Below are 15,255 nucleotides of genomic sequence, written 5' to 3'. Positions count from 1 at the left end.
CCGTCACCGGTTCAGATGTGGATCGCGCGCTTCGCCACCGCCAGGGCCGCTTCCTTGACCGCCTCGGTGAGGGTCGGGTGGGCGTGGCAGGTGCGCGCGACGTCCTCCGCGCTCGCCCCGAACTCCATCGCCACGGCCACTTCGGCGATGAGGTTGCCCGCATCCGCACCGACGATGTGGACACCGAGCACCCGGTCGGTGGTGGCATCGGCCAGGATCTTCACGAAGCCGTCCGTGGTGTGGTTGACCTTGGCGCGGCCGTTGGCGGTGAAGGGGAATTTTCCGCTGTTGTAGGCGATGCCGTCCTTCTTCAACTCCTCTTCGGTCTTCCCCACCGAGGCCACCTCCGGGTAGGTGTAGACGACGTTCGGGATCACCCCGTAATTGACGTGACCCGACTGGCCGGCGAGCAATTCGGCCACGGCCACGCCCTCGTCCTCGGCCTTGTGGGCCAGCATCGGCCCGCTGATCACGTCGCCGATGGCGTAGATGCCGGTGACGTTGGTGGCGTAGTGGCTGTCCGTCTGGATGCGGCCCTTGTTGTCGAGGCCGACGCCCACGGTCTCGAGTCCGAGCCCTTCGGTGTAGGGCACCCGGCCGATGGCCACGAGCACCACGTCGGCGGCAAGCGTCTCGGCCGCGCCGCCGGCGGCGGGCTCCACCGTGACGGTGGCGGCCCCGTCCGCGACCGCGACGCCCGTGACCTTCGACGAGAGTTTGAACTGCACGCCCTGCTTGCCGAGGATGCGCTGGAACTGCTTGCCGACCTCGCCGTCCATGCCGGGCAGGATGCGGTCGAGATACTCGACCACGGTGACCTCGGAGCCGAGGCGGCGCCAGACCGAGCCGAGTTCGAGGCCAATGACGCCGGCGCCGATGATGAGGAGCTTCTTGGGCACCGCCTGCAGTTCGAGGGCGCCCGTGGAGGAGACCACGATGGTCTCGTCGATGGTGACGCCGGGGAGCTTCGTCACGTCCGAGCCCGTGGCGATGACCACGTTCTTGGTTTCCAGGAGCTGGTTGCCGCCATCCTCCGACAGCACCTCGACGCGGCCGGCACCGGCCAGACGCGCGGTGCCGCGGTAGCTATCGATGCCGTTCTTCTTGAGCAGGAACTCGACGCCCTTGGTGTTGCCGTCGACGCCGTCCTGCTTGAACGCCATCATCTTGGGAAGATCGAGCTCGGGCGCGTTCACGATCACGCCCATGTCGGCGAAGTGCTTGCCCGCTTCCTCGAACGCCTCGGAGGCGTGCAGCAGGGCCTTGGAGGGAATGCAGCCGACGTTGAGGCAGGTGCCGCCATGGGTCGCCCGCTTCTCCACCACGGCGGTCTTGAGGCCGAGCTGGGCCGCCCGGATGGCGCAGACATAGCCGCCGGGGCCGGTGCCGATGACGACGAGATCATAGGACATGGGATTGTGACTCGCTGAAGTGGGCGGCGGGTCATGCCCCACCATCGGATACGAAGCGCACGGAAGCGTCCGGCCGCATGGATCGCGGCCGGCGGACGGTTAGCTGCCGGGCCTTAAAGGTCGAGCACGAGGCGTGCCGGATCCTCCAGCGCCTCCTTGACGCGCACGAGGAAGGTCACGGCCTCCTTCCCGTCGACGATGCGGTGATCGTAGGACAGGGCGAGGTACATCATCGGACGCGCCTCGATCTTGCCGTTGCGGACCACCGGGCGCTCCTCGATGCGGTGCATGCCGAGGATGCCGGATTGCGGCGCGTTGAGGATCGGGGTCGACATCAGCGACCCGTAGATGCCCCCGTTGGTGATGGTGAAGGTGCCGCCCTGCATCTCGTCGATGGAGAGCTTGCCGTCGCGGGCCTTCTTGCCGAAGCCGGAGATGGTCTTCTCGATGCCGGCGATCGACAGGTCGTCGGCGTTGCGGACCACGGGGACCACGAGGCCCTTGTCGGTGCCGACGGCGATGCCGATGTGGTAGTAGTTCTTGTAGACGAGGTCCTGCCCGTCGATTTCGGCATTGACCGCCGGCACGTCCTTGAGGGCGCCGATCACCGCCTTGGTGAAGAAGCCCATGAAGCCGAGCTTGGTCCCGTGCTTCTTCTCGAAGATGTCCTTGTACTGGCTCCGCATGGCCATCACGGCCGACATGTCGACGTCGTTGAACGTCGTCAGCATCGCGGCGGTGTCCTGCGCGTCCTTGAGACGGCGGGCGATGGTCTGACGCAGCTTGGTCATGCGCACGCGCTCCTCGCGCGCCGCGTCGTCGGGCTTCGACGGCGCGCGCGGGGCGGCGGGCTTGGCCTCCTTGGCGGGCGCGGGCGCCGGTGCCGACGGCCCCTTCGCCTTGGCCTCCAGCATGTCGCCCTTGGTGACGCGGCCGTCCTTGCCCGAGCCGTTCAGGGTCGCCGGATCGATGCCGGATTCCCGCGCCATCTTGGAGACGGCCGGGCCGTTGTCGCCGGATTCCCGGGCCTGGGCCGGAGCGCCGTCGCCATGGTTGCCGTAGCCGGCCGACGAACCCTCGGCCGGGGCCTCGGCGGGCTTCTGCTCGGCCTTGTCCTCGGCGGGCGCCTCCGAGCGGGTCTCGGCCTTCTGCTCGGTCTTCTTCGGCGCCGCCGCCTTGGCACCGCCGGTGGCCTCGACGATGGACCCCAGCAGCGCCCCCGGCTCCACGGTCTCGCCGTCCTTGACCAGGATCTCGCCGAGCTCGCCCGCGGCCGGCGCGTTGACCTCGAGGGTGACCTTGTCGGTCTCGAGTTCCACCAGGGGCTCGTCGGCCGCCACCGTGTCGCCCGGCTTCTTGAACCAGCGGCCGATGGTGGCCTCGCTCACGGATTCGCCGAGGGTCGGGACGAGGATGTCGGTTGCCATGGTGTGTGTCCGCCTGGATTATCGGGCGCGCCGGTGCGCGGTCAGATCGGGAATGCCGTGCGGCGTCAGACCGCCAGCGCCTCGTTGAGGAAGGCCTGGAGCTGGGCCTGGTGCTTCGAGAGCAGGCCCACTGCCGTGGAGGCCGAGGCCGGGCGGCCGACGTAGCGGGCACGCTTGACCGAGGACTGGGCCTGGCCGAGCACCCATTCGAGGTAGGGTTCGACGAAGGCCCAGGGGCCCATGTTCTTCGGCTCCTCCTGGCACCACACCACCTCGGCGTTGCGGAAGCGGGACATCTCGCCGGCCAACGCCTTGAGGGGGAACGGGTAGAGCTGCTCGACGCGCAGGATGTAGACGTCGTTGAGGCCGCGCTTCTCGCGCTCGTCGTAGAGGTCGTAATAGACCTTGCCGGAGCACAGGACGACGCGACGGATCTTGTCGTCCTTGGCGAGCTTGGTGGCGTCGTCCTCGCGCTCGGCATCGTCCCACAGCACGCGGTGGAAGCTCGATCCCTCCGCCATCATGTCGATGCCCGACACCGCCCGCTTGTGGCGCAGGAGCGACTTCGGCGTCATCAGGATCAGCGGCTTGCGGAACTCGCGGTTGAGCTGGCGCCGCAGGATGTGGAAGTAGTTCGACGGCGTGGTGCAGTTGGCCACCTGCATGTTGTCCTCGGCGCACATCTGCAGGAAGCGTTCCAGGCGGGCCGAGGAATGCTCCGGGCCCTGGCCCTCGTAGCCGTGGGGCAGCAGCAGGGTCAGGCCGGACATGCGCAGCCACTTGCGCTCGCCGGACGAGATGAACTGGTCGATGACCACCTGGGCGCCGTTGGCGAAGTCGCCGAACTGCGCCTCCCACAGCACCAGGGCGTTGGGCTCGGCCGCCGAGTAGCCGTACTCGAACCCGAGCACCGCCTCTTCCGAGAGCATCGAGTTGATGACCTCGAGGCTGGCCTGTCCCTCGCGGATGGAGTTGAGCGAGGTGTAGCGCTGCTCGTTCTCCTGATCGATCACCACGGCGTGGCGCTGGGAGAAGGTGCCGCGCTCGACGTCCTGGCCCGAGAGGCGGACCCGGTGGCCCTCCAGCAGCAGGGAGCCGAAGGCGAGGGCCTCGGCCGTCGCCCAGTCGATGCCCTGGCCGCTCTCCACCGCCTTGGCGCGGTTGTCGAAGAAGCGCTGGATCGTGCGGTGCAGGTGGAAGCCGGGCGGCGGCGTGGTGATGCGCTGGGCGATCTCGCGCAGGATCTCCGCCGGCACGCCGGTCTTGCCCCGGCGCGGATCGTCGACATCCTCGCGCACGGCCTTGAAGCCGGACCAGCGCCCGTCGAGCCAGTCGGCCTTGTTGGACTTGTAGTTGCCGGCCACCTCGAGCTCGCCGTCGAGGATCGCGCGGAACTCGGCCTTGCGGGTGTCGAGCTGCTCCTGGGACAGGACGCCCTCGGCGACGAGCTTCTTGCCGTAGGTCTCGAGGGCCGTCGGGTGCTTGCGGATGCGCTGGTACATCTTCGGCTGGGTGAAGGCCGGCTCGTCGCCCTCGTTGTGGCCGAAGCGGCGGTAGCACAGCATGTCGATGACGACGGGCTTGCCGAACTTCTGCCGGTACTCGATGGCGATCTTGGCCGCGAACGTCACGGCCTCGGGGTCGTCGCCGTTGCAGTGGAAGATCGGGGCTTCCACCATCTTGGCGACATCGGACGGATAGGGCGAGGACCGCGAGAAGCGCGGATCGGTGGTGAAGCCGATCTGGTTGTTGATGATGAAGTGGATCGACCCGCCCGTGCGGTGTCCCTTCAGGCCGGACAGGCCGAGGCACTCGGCGACCACGCCCTGGCCGGCGAAGGCGGCGTCGCCGTGGATCAGGAGCGGCACGACGCTGGTTCGGTGGACATGCGGATTGGCGCGCTGGTCCTGCTTGGCGCGCACCTTGCCGAGCACCACCGGGTCGACGATCTCGAGGTGGGACGGGTTGGCGGTGAGCGACAGGTGGACGTTGTTGCCGTCGAAGGCGCGGTCCGAGGACGCGCCGAGGTGGTACTTCACGTCGCCCGAGCCCTCGACCTCGGCCGGGCTCGCCGAGCCGCCCTTGAACTCGTTGAAGATCGCCCGGAAGGGCTTCGCCATCACGTTGGAGAGCACGTTGAGGCGGCCGCGATGGGCCATGCCGAGCACGATCTCGTGGGCGCCGAGCGCCCCGCCGCGCTTGATGATCTGCTCCAGCGCCGGGATCATCGCCTCGGAGCCGTCGAGGCCGAAGCGCTTGGTGCCGGTGTACTTGAGGTCGAGGAACTTCTCGAACCCCTCCGCCTCGATGAGCTTGTTCAGGATCGCGCGCTTGCCCTCGGGGGTGAAGGTGATCTCCTTGCCCTTGCCCTCGATGCGCTCCTGGATCCACGCCTTCTCCTCCGGGTTGGAGATGTGCATGAACTCGACGCCGAGCGTCTGGCAGTAGGTGCGCTCCAGGATCTCGACGATCTCGCGGATGGTCGAGAATTCGAGGCCGAGGACGTTGTCGAGGAAGATCGGGCGGTCCCAGTCCTTTTCCTCGAAGCCGTAATGCTGCGGGTGCAGTTCCTCGTGGTCGCCGCGCGGGGCGAGGCCGAGGGGATCGAGCTTGGCGTGGAGGTGGCCGCGCATGCGGTAGGCGCGGATCAGCATGATCGCGCGCACGGAATCCTTGGTCGCCTGCTCGACGGAGATGCCGGGGGCCGACGCCACCACGGCGCCCTTGGCCGGCGCCGACGCGGTGTCCGACTTGGCGCGGATCTTCTCGCCCATGGCCTTCTCGACGGTGGCCCAGTTGCCGTCCAGCGCCGACACGATCTCGCCGTTGGCGTGGACCGGCCAGTTCGGCTTCTGCCACGAGGCGCCGGCGGCGTTCTTCTCGGCGGCGCCCTTGTCCTCGTTCAGGGAGCGGAAGAAGTCCTGCCACTCCGGGTCGACGGAGTTCGGATCGCGGGCATGGGCCGCCTGCAGTTCCTCGATGTAGGCGGCGTTTCCGCCGTAGAGGAACGAGGTTTCGAGCGCGTCCTGGCGTGCCATCGTTCAGTCATCCCACCGCTTGGCTCGCGGCCCCCCCGTCCGGGGCGACCGCCGCCCGATCCGGCGCCGGGCGCCAGGGATCGGATTTGGAAAGTCGGACGCGGGGACCGCGTCCGTCGGGTCTCATATGGGCGCCCGAGCCTGAATGCGGCGCAACGCAGGCCCGCGCGCCCGTGATCCTCAGCCCTTGAGGACGTCGACGAGGGTGCTGCCGAGGCGCGCCGGCGAGGGCGAGACCCGGATGCCGGCCGCTTCCATGGCGGCGATCTTGTCATCGGCGCCGCCCTTGCCGCCGGAGATGATGGCGCCGGCGTGCCCCATGCGGCGGCCCGGAGGCGCCGTGCGGCCGGCGATGAAGCCGACCATGGGCTTGCGTCGGCCGCGCCTGGCCTCGTCGGCGATGAACTGCGCCGCCTCTTCCTCGGCCGAACCGCCGATCTCGCCGATCATCACGATGGACTCGGTCCGGTCGTCGGCCAGGAACAGTTCGAGCATGGAGATGAACTCCGTGCCCTTCACCGGATCGCCGCCGATGCCCACCGCCGTGGTCTGGCCGAGACCCGCCTGGGTGGTCTGGAACACGGCCTCGTAGGTGAGGGTGCCGGAGCGCGAGACGATGCCCACCGAGCCCGGCTTGAAGATGTTGGCCGGCATGATGCCGATCTTGCATTCGCCGGCGGTGACGATGCCGGGGCAGTTCGGGCCGACGAGGCGCGACTTCGACCCCTCGAGGGAGCGCTTCACCCGCACCATGTCGAGGACCGGAATGCCCTCGGTGATGCAGACGATCAGCGGAATTTCCGCCGCGATGGCCTCGCAGATGGCGTCGGCGGCACCGGGCGGCGGCACGTAGACCACGGAGGCGTCGGCGCCCGTGGCGTCGCGGGCCTCGGCCACCGTATCGAAGACCGGCAGGCCGAGATGGATGGCGCCGCCTTTGCCCGGCGAAGTGCCGCCGACCATCTTGGTGCCGTAGGCGATGGCCTGCTCGGAGTGGAAGGTCCCGTTCTTGCCGGTGAAGCCCTGGCAGATGACCTTGGTGTTCGCGTCGATCAGGATGGACATGGGTACTCTCAGCCCTTCTTCACGGCGGCGACGATCTTCTGCGCGGCGTCGTCGAGGTCGTCGGCGGAGATCACGTTGAGGCCGGAATTCCGGATGATCTCCTTGCCCTTCTCGACGTTGGTGCCTTCGAGCCGCACCACCAGGGGCACTTCGAGGCCCACCGCCTTCACCGCCGCGATCACGCCGTTGGCGATGACGTCGCACTTCATGATGCCGCCGAAGATGTTGACCAGGATGCCCTTCACCTGCGGATCGGCGGTGATGATCTTGAAGGCCGCCGTGACCTTCTCCTCGCTCGCGCCGCCGCCGACATCGAGGAAGTTCGCTGGCTCCTCGCCGTAGAGCTTGATGATGTCCAGGGTCGCCATGGCGAGGCCGGCGCCGTTGACCATGCAGCCGATGGTGCCGTCGAGCGCGATGTAGGCCAGATCGTACTTGGAGGCCTCGATCTCCTTGGCGTCCTCTTCCGTCTCGTCGCGGAGCGCGACGATGTCGGGGTGGCGGTAGAGGGCGTTCGAATCGAAGGAGATCTTGGCGTCGAGGCACTTGAGGTGGCCGTCGCCCGTGAGCACCAGGGGGTTGATCTCCAGCATGCTCATGTCCTTGGCGGTGAACGCCGTGTAGAGCTTGGTGGTGAGTTCGCCGGCTTCCTTGGCCTGCGGGCCGGTGAGGCCGAGGGCCTTGGCGACGGCGCGGCCGTGATGGGGCATCACGCCGGTGGCGGGGTCCACCGAGAAGGTGACGATCTTCTCAGGGGTCTCGTGCGCCACCGTCTCGATGTCCATGCCGCCTTCCGTCGAGACGACGAAGGCGACCTGTCCGGTCTCGCGGTCCACCAGCATGGAAAGGTAGAACTCGGCCTCGATCTGGGCGCCGTCCTCGATGTAGAGGCGGTTCACCTGCTTGCCGGCCTCGCCGGTCTGGATCGTGACCAGGGTCTGGCCCAGCATCTCGCCGGCGAACTGCTTGACCTCGTCCAGGGACTTGGTGACGCGCACGCCGCCCTTGGCGCCCTCGGGCGCGCCCTTGAAGGTGCCCTTGCCGCGCCCGCCGGCATGGATCTGCGACTTCACCACCCAGACCGGGCCGCCGAGTTCACGCGCCGCGGCCTCGGCCTCCTCGGCCTTGAAGATCGGCACGCCGCGCGAGACGGGCAGGCCGAACTCCTTGAGAACCGCCTTGGCCTGGTATTCGTGGATGTTCATGCCAAACTCCTCCCTCGTCCCGGCCGGGCCGGGCCTCCCAGTTTCCGTGGGGCTTCGTTCGGACGGACCGCCTGCGCGGTCCGCCGTCGAGCCTCCGTCTTAGGCGAGCGCCGGGTTGATGGTCTTGCAGGCCTCGATCAGGCCCTTCACGGCGCCCACGGACTTGTCGAACATCGCCTTCTCGTCGTCGTTGAAGGTGACTTCGAGGATGCGCTCGACGCCGTTCGCGCCGATGACGATGGGAACGCCGACATACATGCCGTCGATGCCGTACTCGCCGTTGAGGTAGGCGGCGCAGGGGAGCACCCGGCGCTTGTCGCGCAGGTAGCTCTCGGCCATGGCGATGGCGGAGGCGGCCGGGGCGTAGAAGGCCGAGCCGGTCTTCAGCAGGTTGACGATCTCGCCGCCCCCTTTACGGGTGCGCTCGACCATGGCGTCGAGCTTACCTTGCGTGGTCCAGCCGAGCTTGACCAGATCGGTCAGCGGCACGCCGGCCACGGTGGAGTAGCGCACCAGCGGCACCATGTCGTCGCCGTGGCCGCCGAGCACGAAGGCGGTGACGTCCTCGACCGAAACCTTGAACTCGTCGGCGAGGAAGTGGCGGAACCGCGCCGAGTCGAGCACGCCGGCCATGCCGACGACCTTGTTGGTGGGCAATCCCGAAAACTTCTGCAGGGCCCACACCATCGCGTCGAGGGGATTGGTGATGCAGATCACGAAGGCGTCGGGCGCGTGCTGCTTGATGCCGGTGCCCACGGCCTCCATCACCTTGAGGTTGATGCCGATGAGGTCGTCGCGGCTCATGCCGGGCTTGCGCGGCACGCCGGCCGTGACGATCACCACGTCGGCACCGGCGATGCCGGCATAGTCGCTCGCGCCCGAATAGGCGGCGTCGAAGCCGTCGACGGGGGCGGATTCGGCGATGTCGAGGGCCTTACCCTGGGGCACGCCGTCGACAATATCGAACAGGACGACGTCGCCGAGTTCCTTCAACCCGGCCAGATGCGCGAGGGTGCCACCGATCTGTCCGGCGCCGATGAGCGCGATCTTGCTGCGTGCCATGGGTAAAACGAGCCTCCGGTGATCGGGTTAGCGGTGCGGTGTTCCGCTGGTGTGACGGTGCGCCCCGGGTGTCGGCGAGGTCGCGCCGCCGAACTGTCCTGTGTCGAATCTTGGGTCGAACCTTGGTCGGCCGAACCCTCTCGGGTCGACCCTTCGCGGGTGGTGTGTGCGTTGCGGCGGTGTGTGGCGGAAAAGGCCCACGTCTTCAACCGAGGATGGATCGGCCCTGCAGGGTTCGGGCCAGGCCAGACCTTGCGGCGCTTCGGCGCGGCAGGGGCGAAAACATAAGGCGGCGAAGGCCTTAAGCCGATCGACGACCGCACGGACGGCTGAAATCCCGCCGGTGACAGAGGAATCGTTCTGTCACGGAGGTCAGAGCGCCCCCGTCCGGAGTACCCGCTGGATGGCGAGAATCACGGCCCCGAGGCGGGCCTCGATGAGGTCCCCCGGCAGGTCGGCATCGTGCTGGATCGCCAGCGGATGGGTGAAGCGGTAGCTCGCATCGAAGATGTAGGCGATGGCCCGTTCGCGATCGCGCGCCACGAACGCACCCGTCGCCATGCCTTCCTCCACCACCCGCTCGACGAGGCCGCGCAGGCGGACCCGGTGGCGCCGGGCGATGGGCCTTGCGCCCACGGCGGCGTCGAGGTGGACGGAGAACAGGTTCGGTTCGTTGGCCAGGGTCGATCGCTGCGCCGAGGCGAGGGCCGAGAGCAGGCGCTCGATCTTGTCGTCGGCGGGGTCGGGCGCATCGGCGATGCGGGCGAGTTCCGCTTCCACGTCGCGCAGCCAGCGGCCGGCCACGGCGTCGAGGAGGGCGTCCTTCGACGGGAAGTAGCGGTAGACGTTGGCGTGGGTCATGCCGGCCTCCGCCGCCACGGCCACCACCGTCACCCGCTTGGGGCCGAGGCGGCGCAGGTGCTCGGTGGCCACGGCGAGGAGCCGCGCATCCACGGCGATGGGCGCGGCGCGCGGCGCGGCGCGGCCGGCACGGTTGGCCGAGGAGCGATCGGAGGATGGCTTCCGGGGTCCGTCGTCGAGGCTATGGCCCTCGGAATCGTTGACCGCGGCAAGGCCGTTCCCAAAGACGAAGGGCGGGCCGGGAGGCTGCATCGTTCGGGAACACCGGCCATGGCTGGAGGAGGGGCGGACCTCCCTGTCAAATCGCCAGCGTCGATCACCACGACGTGTACGTCTGCGAGGCCCAGCGTCTCGCAAATGCGAGACGCTGTCCCGCCCTTTAGCGGGTCAGAACTTATTCTTCCAGGCCCTCAATGCAGTAAACACGTGCACCGCCTCGGTTCCGGGGCTGAGATTCACTGCTCGTGCCAGGGCCGGCTCGCCGGCGCGCAGGAACGGATTGGTCGCCCGCTCGTCACCCAGGGTTGTGGGAACGAGGAAGCGGCCCTCGGCTTTCGCCCGCTCGGCCTCGTCCATCCGCGCCGCCAGCCGCGCGTTGTCGGGCTCGGCGGCCCGGGCGAAGCGGGCATTGGACAGGACGTAGTCGTGCCCGCTGTAGACCCGGGTATCGTCGGGCAGGCCGTCGAAGCGGGCGAGCGAATGCCACAGCACCTCCGGCTCGGCCTCCATCACCCGGCCGCAGCCCAGGGTGAACAGGGTGTCGCCGGCGAACACCAGGCCGGCCGCCTCGAACCAGTAGGTGACGTGGTCGGCGCAGTGCCCCGGGGTCTCCCACACCGCGGCCGACAGCGATCCGACCCGTACCACGTCGCCCTCGGACACGGCGACGTCGACCTCCGGGACGGCCGAACCCGCCTTGGCCGGCGCCGTGACCCTGGCGCCCGTCCGGCGCTTCACCTCGGCGATGCCCTCGATGTGATCCGTGTGCCGATGGGTCACGAGGATGTCGGTCAGGGTCCAGCCGGCCGCGTCGAGGGCCGCGAGGACGGGCGCGGCCTCCGGCACGTCGATGGCGGCGCAGGCGCCCGTCTCGGGGTCGTGCAGGAGCACGCCGATATTGTCGCTGCGGCAAAGGAAGGTCCGGATCTCCGGTCGGGAAGCGGGCATGGCGTTGTCCTCGACGTTCTCGGCGTTGCAATCCGATGTCGGCGGGGAACCGGGCCGGGCGACCTCCGGTTCCGGCGCGGAGGCGCGGCGGGGTTTGCGGGATCGGGGTTGCCGCAGGCGGCGCGGGCCCCCATTGATGCGGGAGCGCCCTCGCCGTTCCCCCGGACAGGTGCGCCGGCCCGCCGGACCCCCGCCATGCGCCTCGACGTCACCGACCTGCGCGCCTTCTACGCCAGTCCGCTCGGCGGGGTGACGCACCGCATCGTCGCCCGCGCGATCCACGGCTTCCTCGGCTCGGTCTCGGGCCTGCGGGTTCTGGGGCTCGGCTACGCCACGCCCTATCTCGGGCCCGTCCACGTCATCGCCGAGCGGACGCTGGCCTTCATGCCGGCGACGCAGGGCGTGGTGAACTGGCCCGGCAGCGGACGCTCGTGCTCGGCCCTCGCCGACCCGACGATGATGCCCCTGCCCGAGGCCGCCGTCGACCGGGTGATCCTGGTCCACGCCCTAGAATCCGTCGAGAGCCCCACGGAGCTGCTCCAGGACGTCTGGCGGGTGCTGACGCCGGGGGGCCGGATGATCCTGGTGGTGCCCAACCGCCGGGGCGTCTGGGCCCGGCGCGACGCGACCCCCTTCGGCCACGGCCAGCCCTACAGCCGCTCGCAGCTCGCCCGGCTCATGCGCACCACCCAGTTCTCGCCCGAGGGCTGGGCCGAGGCCCTGTACATGCCGCCGGTGCAGAGCCGCGTCTGGCTGCAGACGGCCGGGGCCTGGGAGCGCCTCGGCACCGGCCTGTCCCTGCCCTTCGCCGGGCTGCACGTGGTGGATGCGACCAAGCAGCTCTACCGGCCCGTCGCCGTCCGGCGGGTCCGGCGCGCGACCCGCCTCGCCCCGGCCCGCGCCCTGGTGCCGGCCCCCTCCCCCGGCTGACCGATGCTGTCCCTCTTCGCCCCCGAGGCCGCCCTGCAGAGCTTCGTGCTCGCCCTGTCGAGCCTGTTCTCCATCGTGAACCCCATCGGCTCGGCGCTGATCTTCGCCCAGGTCACGGCGCAGAACTCCCACGCGGAGCGGGTGGAACTGTCGAAGCGCATCGGCTTCTACGCGGCGCTGATCATGCTCTCGGCCCTGTGGGCCGGGGCGCCGATCCTCAACTTCTTCGGCGTGTCCCTGGCGGCGCTCCGCATCGCCGGAGGCCTCGTGGTGGCGGCCTCGGCCTGGACCCTGCTGACGGCGCCGGAGGCGCGCGAGGCGCGCAAGCACGCGGAAGCGCAGGGGAGCACGCCCGACAACCTCGCCGAACTCGCGTTCTTCCCCCTCACCCTTCCGTTCACCACCGGCCCCGGCACCATCGCGGTGGCCATCGCGCTGGGCTCGAACCGTCCGGCGCCGGGCCCGGACCGGATCGGCTTCTACATCGGCATGTCGCTCGCGGCGCTGGCCATCGCGGTGATCGTGCGCTTCGTCTACGGCTCGGCCGACCGGGTGGTGATGTTCATCGGCCCCGTGGGCGCACGGGTGCTCGGACGCCTGTTCGCCTTCCTGCTCCTGTGCGTCGGCACGCAGATCACCGTGAACGGCGTCACCGACGTGCTGGGGCCGTTGCTGCCCCCGCGGTGAGCGGGACCGCGCTCGTCCTTGGCAGCCTTCACCCGAGGCTGTACCGCACGGGGCGGAATTCATTCGGAAAGGGCACGGAATGCGGCTCGTGGTGGTCGGCGCCGGCGGGCGCATGGGGCGGATGCTGATCCGCGCGGTGGCGGAAGCCGAGGGCTGCACCCTGTCGGGCGCCATCGAGCGAGAGGGCGCCCCGGTGCTGGGCCAGGATGCCGGCGTGCTCGCCGGCCTCGCGCCCCTCGGCGTCGCCGTCACCGACGACCCCCTGCCGGTCTTTGCCGCCGCCGAGGGCGTCCTGGACTTCACGACGCCGGCCGCCACCACGTTCTTCGCCGAACTCGCCGCGCAAGCCCGCATCGTCCACGTGGTCGGCACGACGGGCCTGGAAGCGGCGGACCTGCAGAAACTCGCGGCGGCCGCCCATCACGCCCGCATCGTGCGCTCGGGCAACATGTCGCTCGGCGTCAACCTCCTGGCCGGCCTCGTGCGCAAGGTCGCGGCGGCGTTGGGCGAGGAGTTCGACATCGAGATCGTCGAGATGCATCACCGCATGAAGGTCGACGCGCCCTCCGGCACCGCCCTGCTGCTGGGCGAGGCGGCGGCGGAGGGGCGCGGCGTGGCGCTGGCCGACACGAGGGTCTCGACCCGCGACGGCCATACGGGCGCGCGCCGGCCCGGCGACATCGGCTTCGCCACCCTGCGCGGCGGCACGGTGGTGGGCGACCACAGCGTCGTCTTCGCCGGCGCGGGCGAGCGCCTGACGCTGAGTCACCACGCCGAGGACCGGGGCATCTTCGCCCGCGGCGCCGTGCGTGCGGCGCAATGGGCGTTCGACCGCCCGCCGGGTCTCTACGGCATGGCCGACGTCCTCGGCCTCTGATAAGGGCCTGCCGGCCAAAGGCTTGTTGTCCGAGGGTTTGCCGGCCAAAGGCTTGCCGGCCAGGGACTTGCTGTCCGAGGGTTTGCCGTCATTGCCCGTTCAGCTACGGGCGCCCACATACCCGACCGGTCCAGCCTTTTGCTGCACCGCACCAAAACTGGATTCAGGGGATCGATTCGCGATGGAGCGCCTGCTTGTCCTCGCTCGCCACGGCCAGAGCGAATGGAATCTCAAGAAGCTGTTCACGGGCTGGCGCGATCCGGAACTGACGGAGCTCGGCATCGCCGAGGCCCGGACCGCCGGCCGCTGGCTCGGCCAGCAGGGCCACCGGTTCGACGTCGCCTTCACCTCGAACCTGCGCCGCGCCCAGCGCACCTGCGCGCTGATGCTGGAGGAGATGGGCCAGCCCGAGGTCGAGACCATCCGCTCGGAGGCCCTCAACGAGCGCGATTACGGCGACCTGTCGGGCCTGAACAAGGACGATGCCCGCGAGCGCTGGGGCGACGCCCAGGTGCACCAGTGGCGCCGCTCCTACGACATCCCGCCCCCCGGCGGCGAGAGCCTCAAGGACACCGCCGCGCGGGTCCTGCCCTACTACATCCAGACCATCCTGCCCCGGGTCATGGCCGGCGAGCGCGTCCTCGTGGCCGCCCACGGCAATTCCCTGCGCGCCCTCGTCATGGTCCTCGACGGCATGACCACGAAGACCATCGCCAGCCTGGAGATCGCCACCGGCATCCCCCTGGTCTACCACCTCAAGGCCGACACCACGGTGGAGAGCAAGTCGGTCCTGGAGCGCGACATCGACCACGACGTGTGATGGCGCCACCCGTCGAACGCGTTTCAGTCGAACTGATGCCGGGGCTGATCCTCCACCCCGGCTGGCTCGACGGGCCTGCGCGCACGCGCCTGGCGGCGGACCTCGCCGCGGGCTTCTCGGTTGCGCCGCCCTACCGGCCGCGGATGCCGCGCACGGGGCGGCCGTTCTCCGTGACCATGACCAATTGCGGCCCCCTCGGCTGGGTCTCCGATATCGCCGGCTACCGCTACCAGGCCCACCACCCCGAGACCGGGGCGCCGTGGCCGGCGATTCCCGAGCTCGCCCTGCGCGCCTGGGACGACCTCTCCGGCTATCCGGCCCCGCCCGAGGCAGCCCTCGTCAACCTCTACGCCGCCGACGCGCGCATGGGCCTGCACCAGGACCGCGACGAGGCCACCCTCGACGCCCCCGTCCTGTCCCTGTCGCTGGGGGCCTCCGCCCTGTTCCGCTACGGCGGCACGAGCCGGAGCGACCCGACGCGCTCGGTCCGCCTGCACGCGGGCGACGCCCTCGTCATGGGCGGGGCCGCCCGCCTCGTCCATCACGGCATCGACCGCATCCTGCCGCGCCCACCCGATCTCCTCGGCGCCGGCGAGGCCATGCCGGCGTTCCTGCCGCCGGACGGGCGATGCAACCTCACCCTGCGCCGCGTGACGCGGCCCGAGCCGTCGCCGACGGCTTGACACGGGCGGGGCTGGGGCCGA

General features: G+C 69.7%; 13 protein-coding genes. 5 read left to right on the top strand and 8 right to left on the bottom strand.

Annotation, left to right across the window (positions count from 1 at the left end; genetic code table 11):
• Positions 1 to 11: 11 nt before the first annotated feature.
• The 8 genes from lpdA to gloB form a co-directional block, all read right to left on the bottom strand.
• A complete protein-coding gene (gene lpdA, locus ASF28_RS09875; protein ID WP_056090854.1) occupies positions 12 to 1,412 on the bottom strand; it encodes a dihydrolipoyl dehydrogenase in 1,401 nt (466 codons plus the stop codon).
• A 113-nt stretch (positions 1,413 to 1,525) separates the two neighbouring features.
• Positions 1,526 to 2,839, bottom strand: coding sequence for a 2-oxoglutarate dehydrogenase complex dihydrolipoyllysine-residue succinyltransferase (gene odhB, locus ASF28_RS09870; RefSeq protein WP_056090851.1), 1,314 nt, complete (start codon positions 2,837 to 2,839; stop codon positions 1,526 to 1,528).
• A gap of 65 nt (positions 2,840 to 2,904) precedes the next feature.
• Positions 2,905 to 5,877, bottom strand: a complete 2,973-nt coding sequence (locus ASF28_RS09865) for a 2-oxoglutarate dehydrogenase E1 component (protein ID WP_056090849.1) — start codon at positions 5,875 to 5,877, stop codon at positions 2,905 to 2,907.
• A 180-nt stretch (positions 5,878 to 6,057) separates the two neighbouring features.
• Positions 6,058 to 6,942 carry a succinate--CoA ligase subunit alpha gene (sucD, locus tag ASF28_RS09860; protein ID WP_056090846.1) on the bottom strand — a complete coding sequence of 295 codons (885 nt, stop codon included), beginning with the start codon at positions 6,940 to 6,942 and terminating at the stop codon, positions 6,058 to 6,060.
• Between the two features lie 8 nt (positions 6,943 to 6,950).
• Positions 6,951 to 8,147 carry an ADP-forming succinate--CoA ligase subunit beta gene (sucC, locus tag ASF28_RS09855; RefSeq protein ID WP_056090843.1) on the bottom strand — a complete coding sequence of 399 codons (1,197 nt, stop codon included), beginning with the start codon at positions 8,145 to 8,147 and terminating at the stop codon, positions 6,951 to 6,953.
• 99 nt (positions 8,148 to 8,246) lie between these two features.
• Positions 8,247 to 9,209 carry a malate dehydrogenase gene (gene mdh, locus ASF28_RS09850; RefSeq protein ID WP_056090840.1) on the bottom strand — a complete coding sequence of 321 codons (963 nt, stop codon included), beginning with the start codon at positions 9,207 to 9,209 and terminating at the stop codon, positions 8,247 to 8,249.
• 372 nt (positions 9,210 to 9,581) lie between these two features.
• Positions 9,582 to 10,163 (bottom strand): TetR family transcriptional regulator, encoded by a 582-nt coding sequence (locus ASF28_RS09845; protein ID WP_056091556.1) that lies wholly within the window; start codon positions 10,161 to 10,163, stop codon positions 9,582 to 9,584.
• Between the two features lie 294 nt (positions 10,164 to 10,457).
• Positions 10,458 to 11,237 (bottom strand): hydroxyacylglutathione hydrolase, encoded by a 780-nt coding sequence (gene gloB, locus ASF28_RS09840; protein WP_056090838.1) that lies wholly within the window; start codon positions 11,235 to 11,237, stop codon positions 10,458 to 10,460.
• A 195-nt stretch (positions 11,238 to 11,432) separates the two neighbouring features.
• Here gloB and ASF28_RS09835 point away from each other — a divergent pair, with 195 nt between their 5' ends.
• From ASF28_RS09835 to ASF28_RS09815, 5 genes are all read left to right on the top strand, one after another.
• The gene (locus ASF28_RS09835; RefSeq protein WP_056090835.1) at positions 11,433 to 12,167 is read left to right on the top strand and encodes a class I SAM-dependent methyltransferase; all 735 of its coding nucleotides are present in this window, start codon (positions 11,433 to 11,435) and stop codon (positions 12,165 to 12,167) included.
• Between the two features lie 3 nt (positions 12,168 to 12,170).
• Entirely contained in the window at positions 12,171 to 12,854 is a 684-nt protein-coding gene (locus ASF28_RS09830) for a MarC family protein (protein ID WP_056090833.1), read from the top strand.
• 79 nt (positions 12,855 to 12,933) lie between these two features.
• Complete coding sequence (dapB, locus tag ASF28_RS09825; protein ID WP_056090830.1) at positions 12,934 to 13,731, top strand: 4-hydroxy-tetrahydrodipicolinate reductase; 798 nt, start codon at positions 12,934 to 12,936, stop codon at positions 13,729 to 13,731.
• Between the two features lie 181 nt (positions 13,732 to 13,912).
• Positions 13,913 to 14,551 (top strand): 2,3-bisphosphoglycerate-dependent phosphoglycerate mutase, encoded by a 639-nt coding sequence (locus tag ASF28_RS09820; protein ID WP_056090820.1) that lies wholly within the window; start codon positions 13,913 to 13,915, stop codon positions 14,549 to 14,551.
• Entirely contained in the window at positions 14,551 to 15,234 is a 684-nt protein-coding gene (locus ASF28_RS09815; RefSeq protein WP_056090817.1) for an alpha-ketoglutarate-dependent dioxygenase AlkB, read from the top strand. Before ASF28_RS09820 ends, ASF28_RS09815 begins: the two co-directional genes overlap by 1 nt.
• Positions 15,235 to 15,255: the final 21 nt, after the last annotated feature.

Origin of the sequence: Methylobacterium sp. Leaf99 (genome assembly GCF_001422375.1) — a bacterium.
Taxonomy (GTDB): domain Bacteria; phylum Pseudomonadota; class Alphaproteobacteria; order Rhizobiales; family Beijerinckiaceae; genus Methylobacterium.
The sequence above is the reverse complement of the archived record's forward strand: the minus strand, read 5'-3'. Positions and strand labels throughout refer to the sequence as shown.

Coding starts and splice junctions, on each gene's coding strand:
- lpdA (WP_056090854.1), bottom strand. CDS start 1,412: ATGTCCTATGATCTCGTCGTCATCGGCACCGGCCCCGGCGGCTATGTC.
- odhB (WP_056090851.1), bottom strand. CDS start 2,839: ATGGCAACCGACATCCTCGTCCCGACCCTCGGCGAATCCGTGAGCGAG.
- ASF28_RS09865 (WP_056090849.1), bottom strand. CDS start 5,877: ATGGCACGCCAGGACGCGCTCGAAACCTCGTTCCTCTACGGCGGAAAC.
- sucD (WP_056090846.1), bottom strand. CDS start 6,942: ATGTCCATCCTGATCGACGCGAACACCAAGGTCATCTGCCAGGGCTTC.
- sucC (WP_056090843.1), bottom strand. CDS start 8,147: ATGAACATCCACGAATACCAGGCCAAGGCGGTTCTCAAGGAGTTCGGC.
- mdh (WP_056090840.1), bottom strand. CDS start 9,209: ATGGCACGCAGCAAGATCGCGCTCATCGGCGCCGGACAGATCGGTGGC.
- gloB (WP_056090838.1), bottom strand. CDS start 11,237: ATGCCCGCTTCCCGACCGGAGATCCGGACCTTCCTTTGCCGCAGCGAC.
- ASF28_RS09835 (WP_056090835.1), top strand. CDS start 11,433: ATGCGCCTCGACGTCACCGACCTGCGCGCCTTCTACGCCAGTCCGCTC.
- ASF28_RS09830 (WP_056090833.1), top strand. CDS start 12,171: ATGCTGTCCCTCTTCGCCCCCGAGGCCGCCCTGCAGAGCTTCGTGCTC.
- dapB (WP_056090830.1), top strand. CDS start 12,934: ATGCGGCTCGTGGTGGTCGGCGCCGGCGGGCGCATGGGGCGGATGCTG.
- ASF28_RS09820 (WP_056090820.1), top strand. CDS start 13,913: ATGGAGCGCCTGCTTGTCCTCGCTCGCCACGGCCAGAGCGAATGGAAT.
- ASF28_RS09815 (WP_056090817.1), top strand. CDS start 14,551: ATGGCGCCACCCGTCGAACGCGTTTCAGTCGAACTGATGCCGGGGCTG.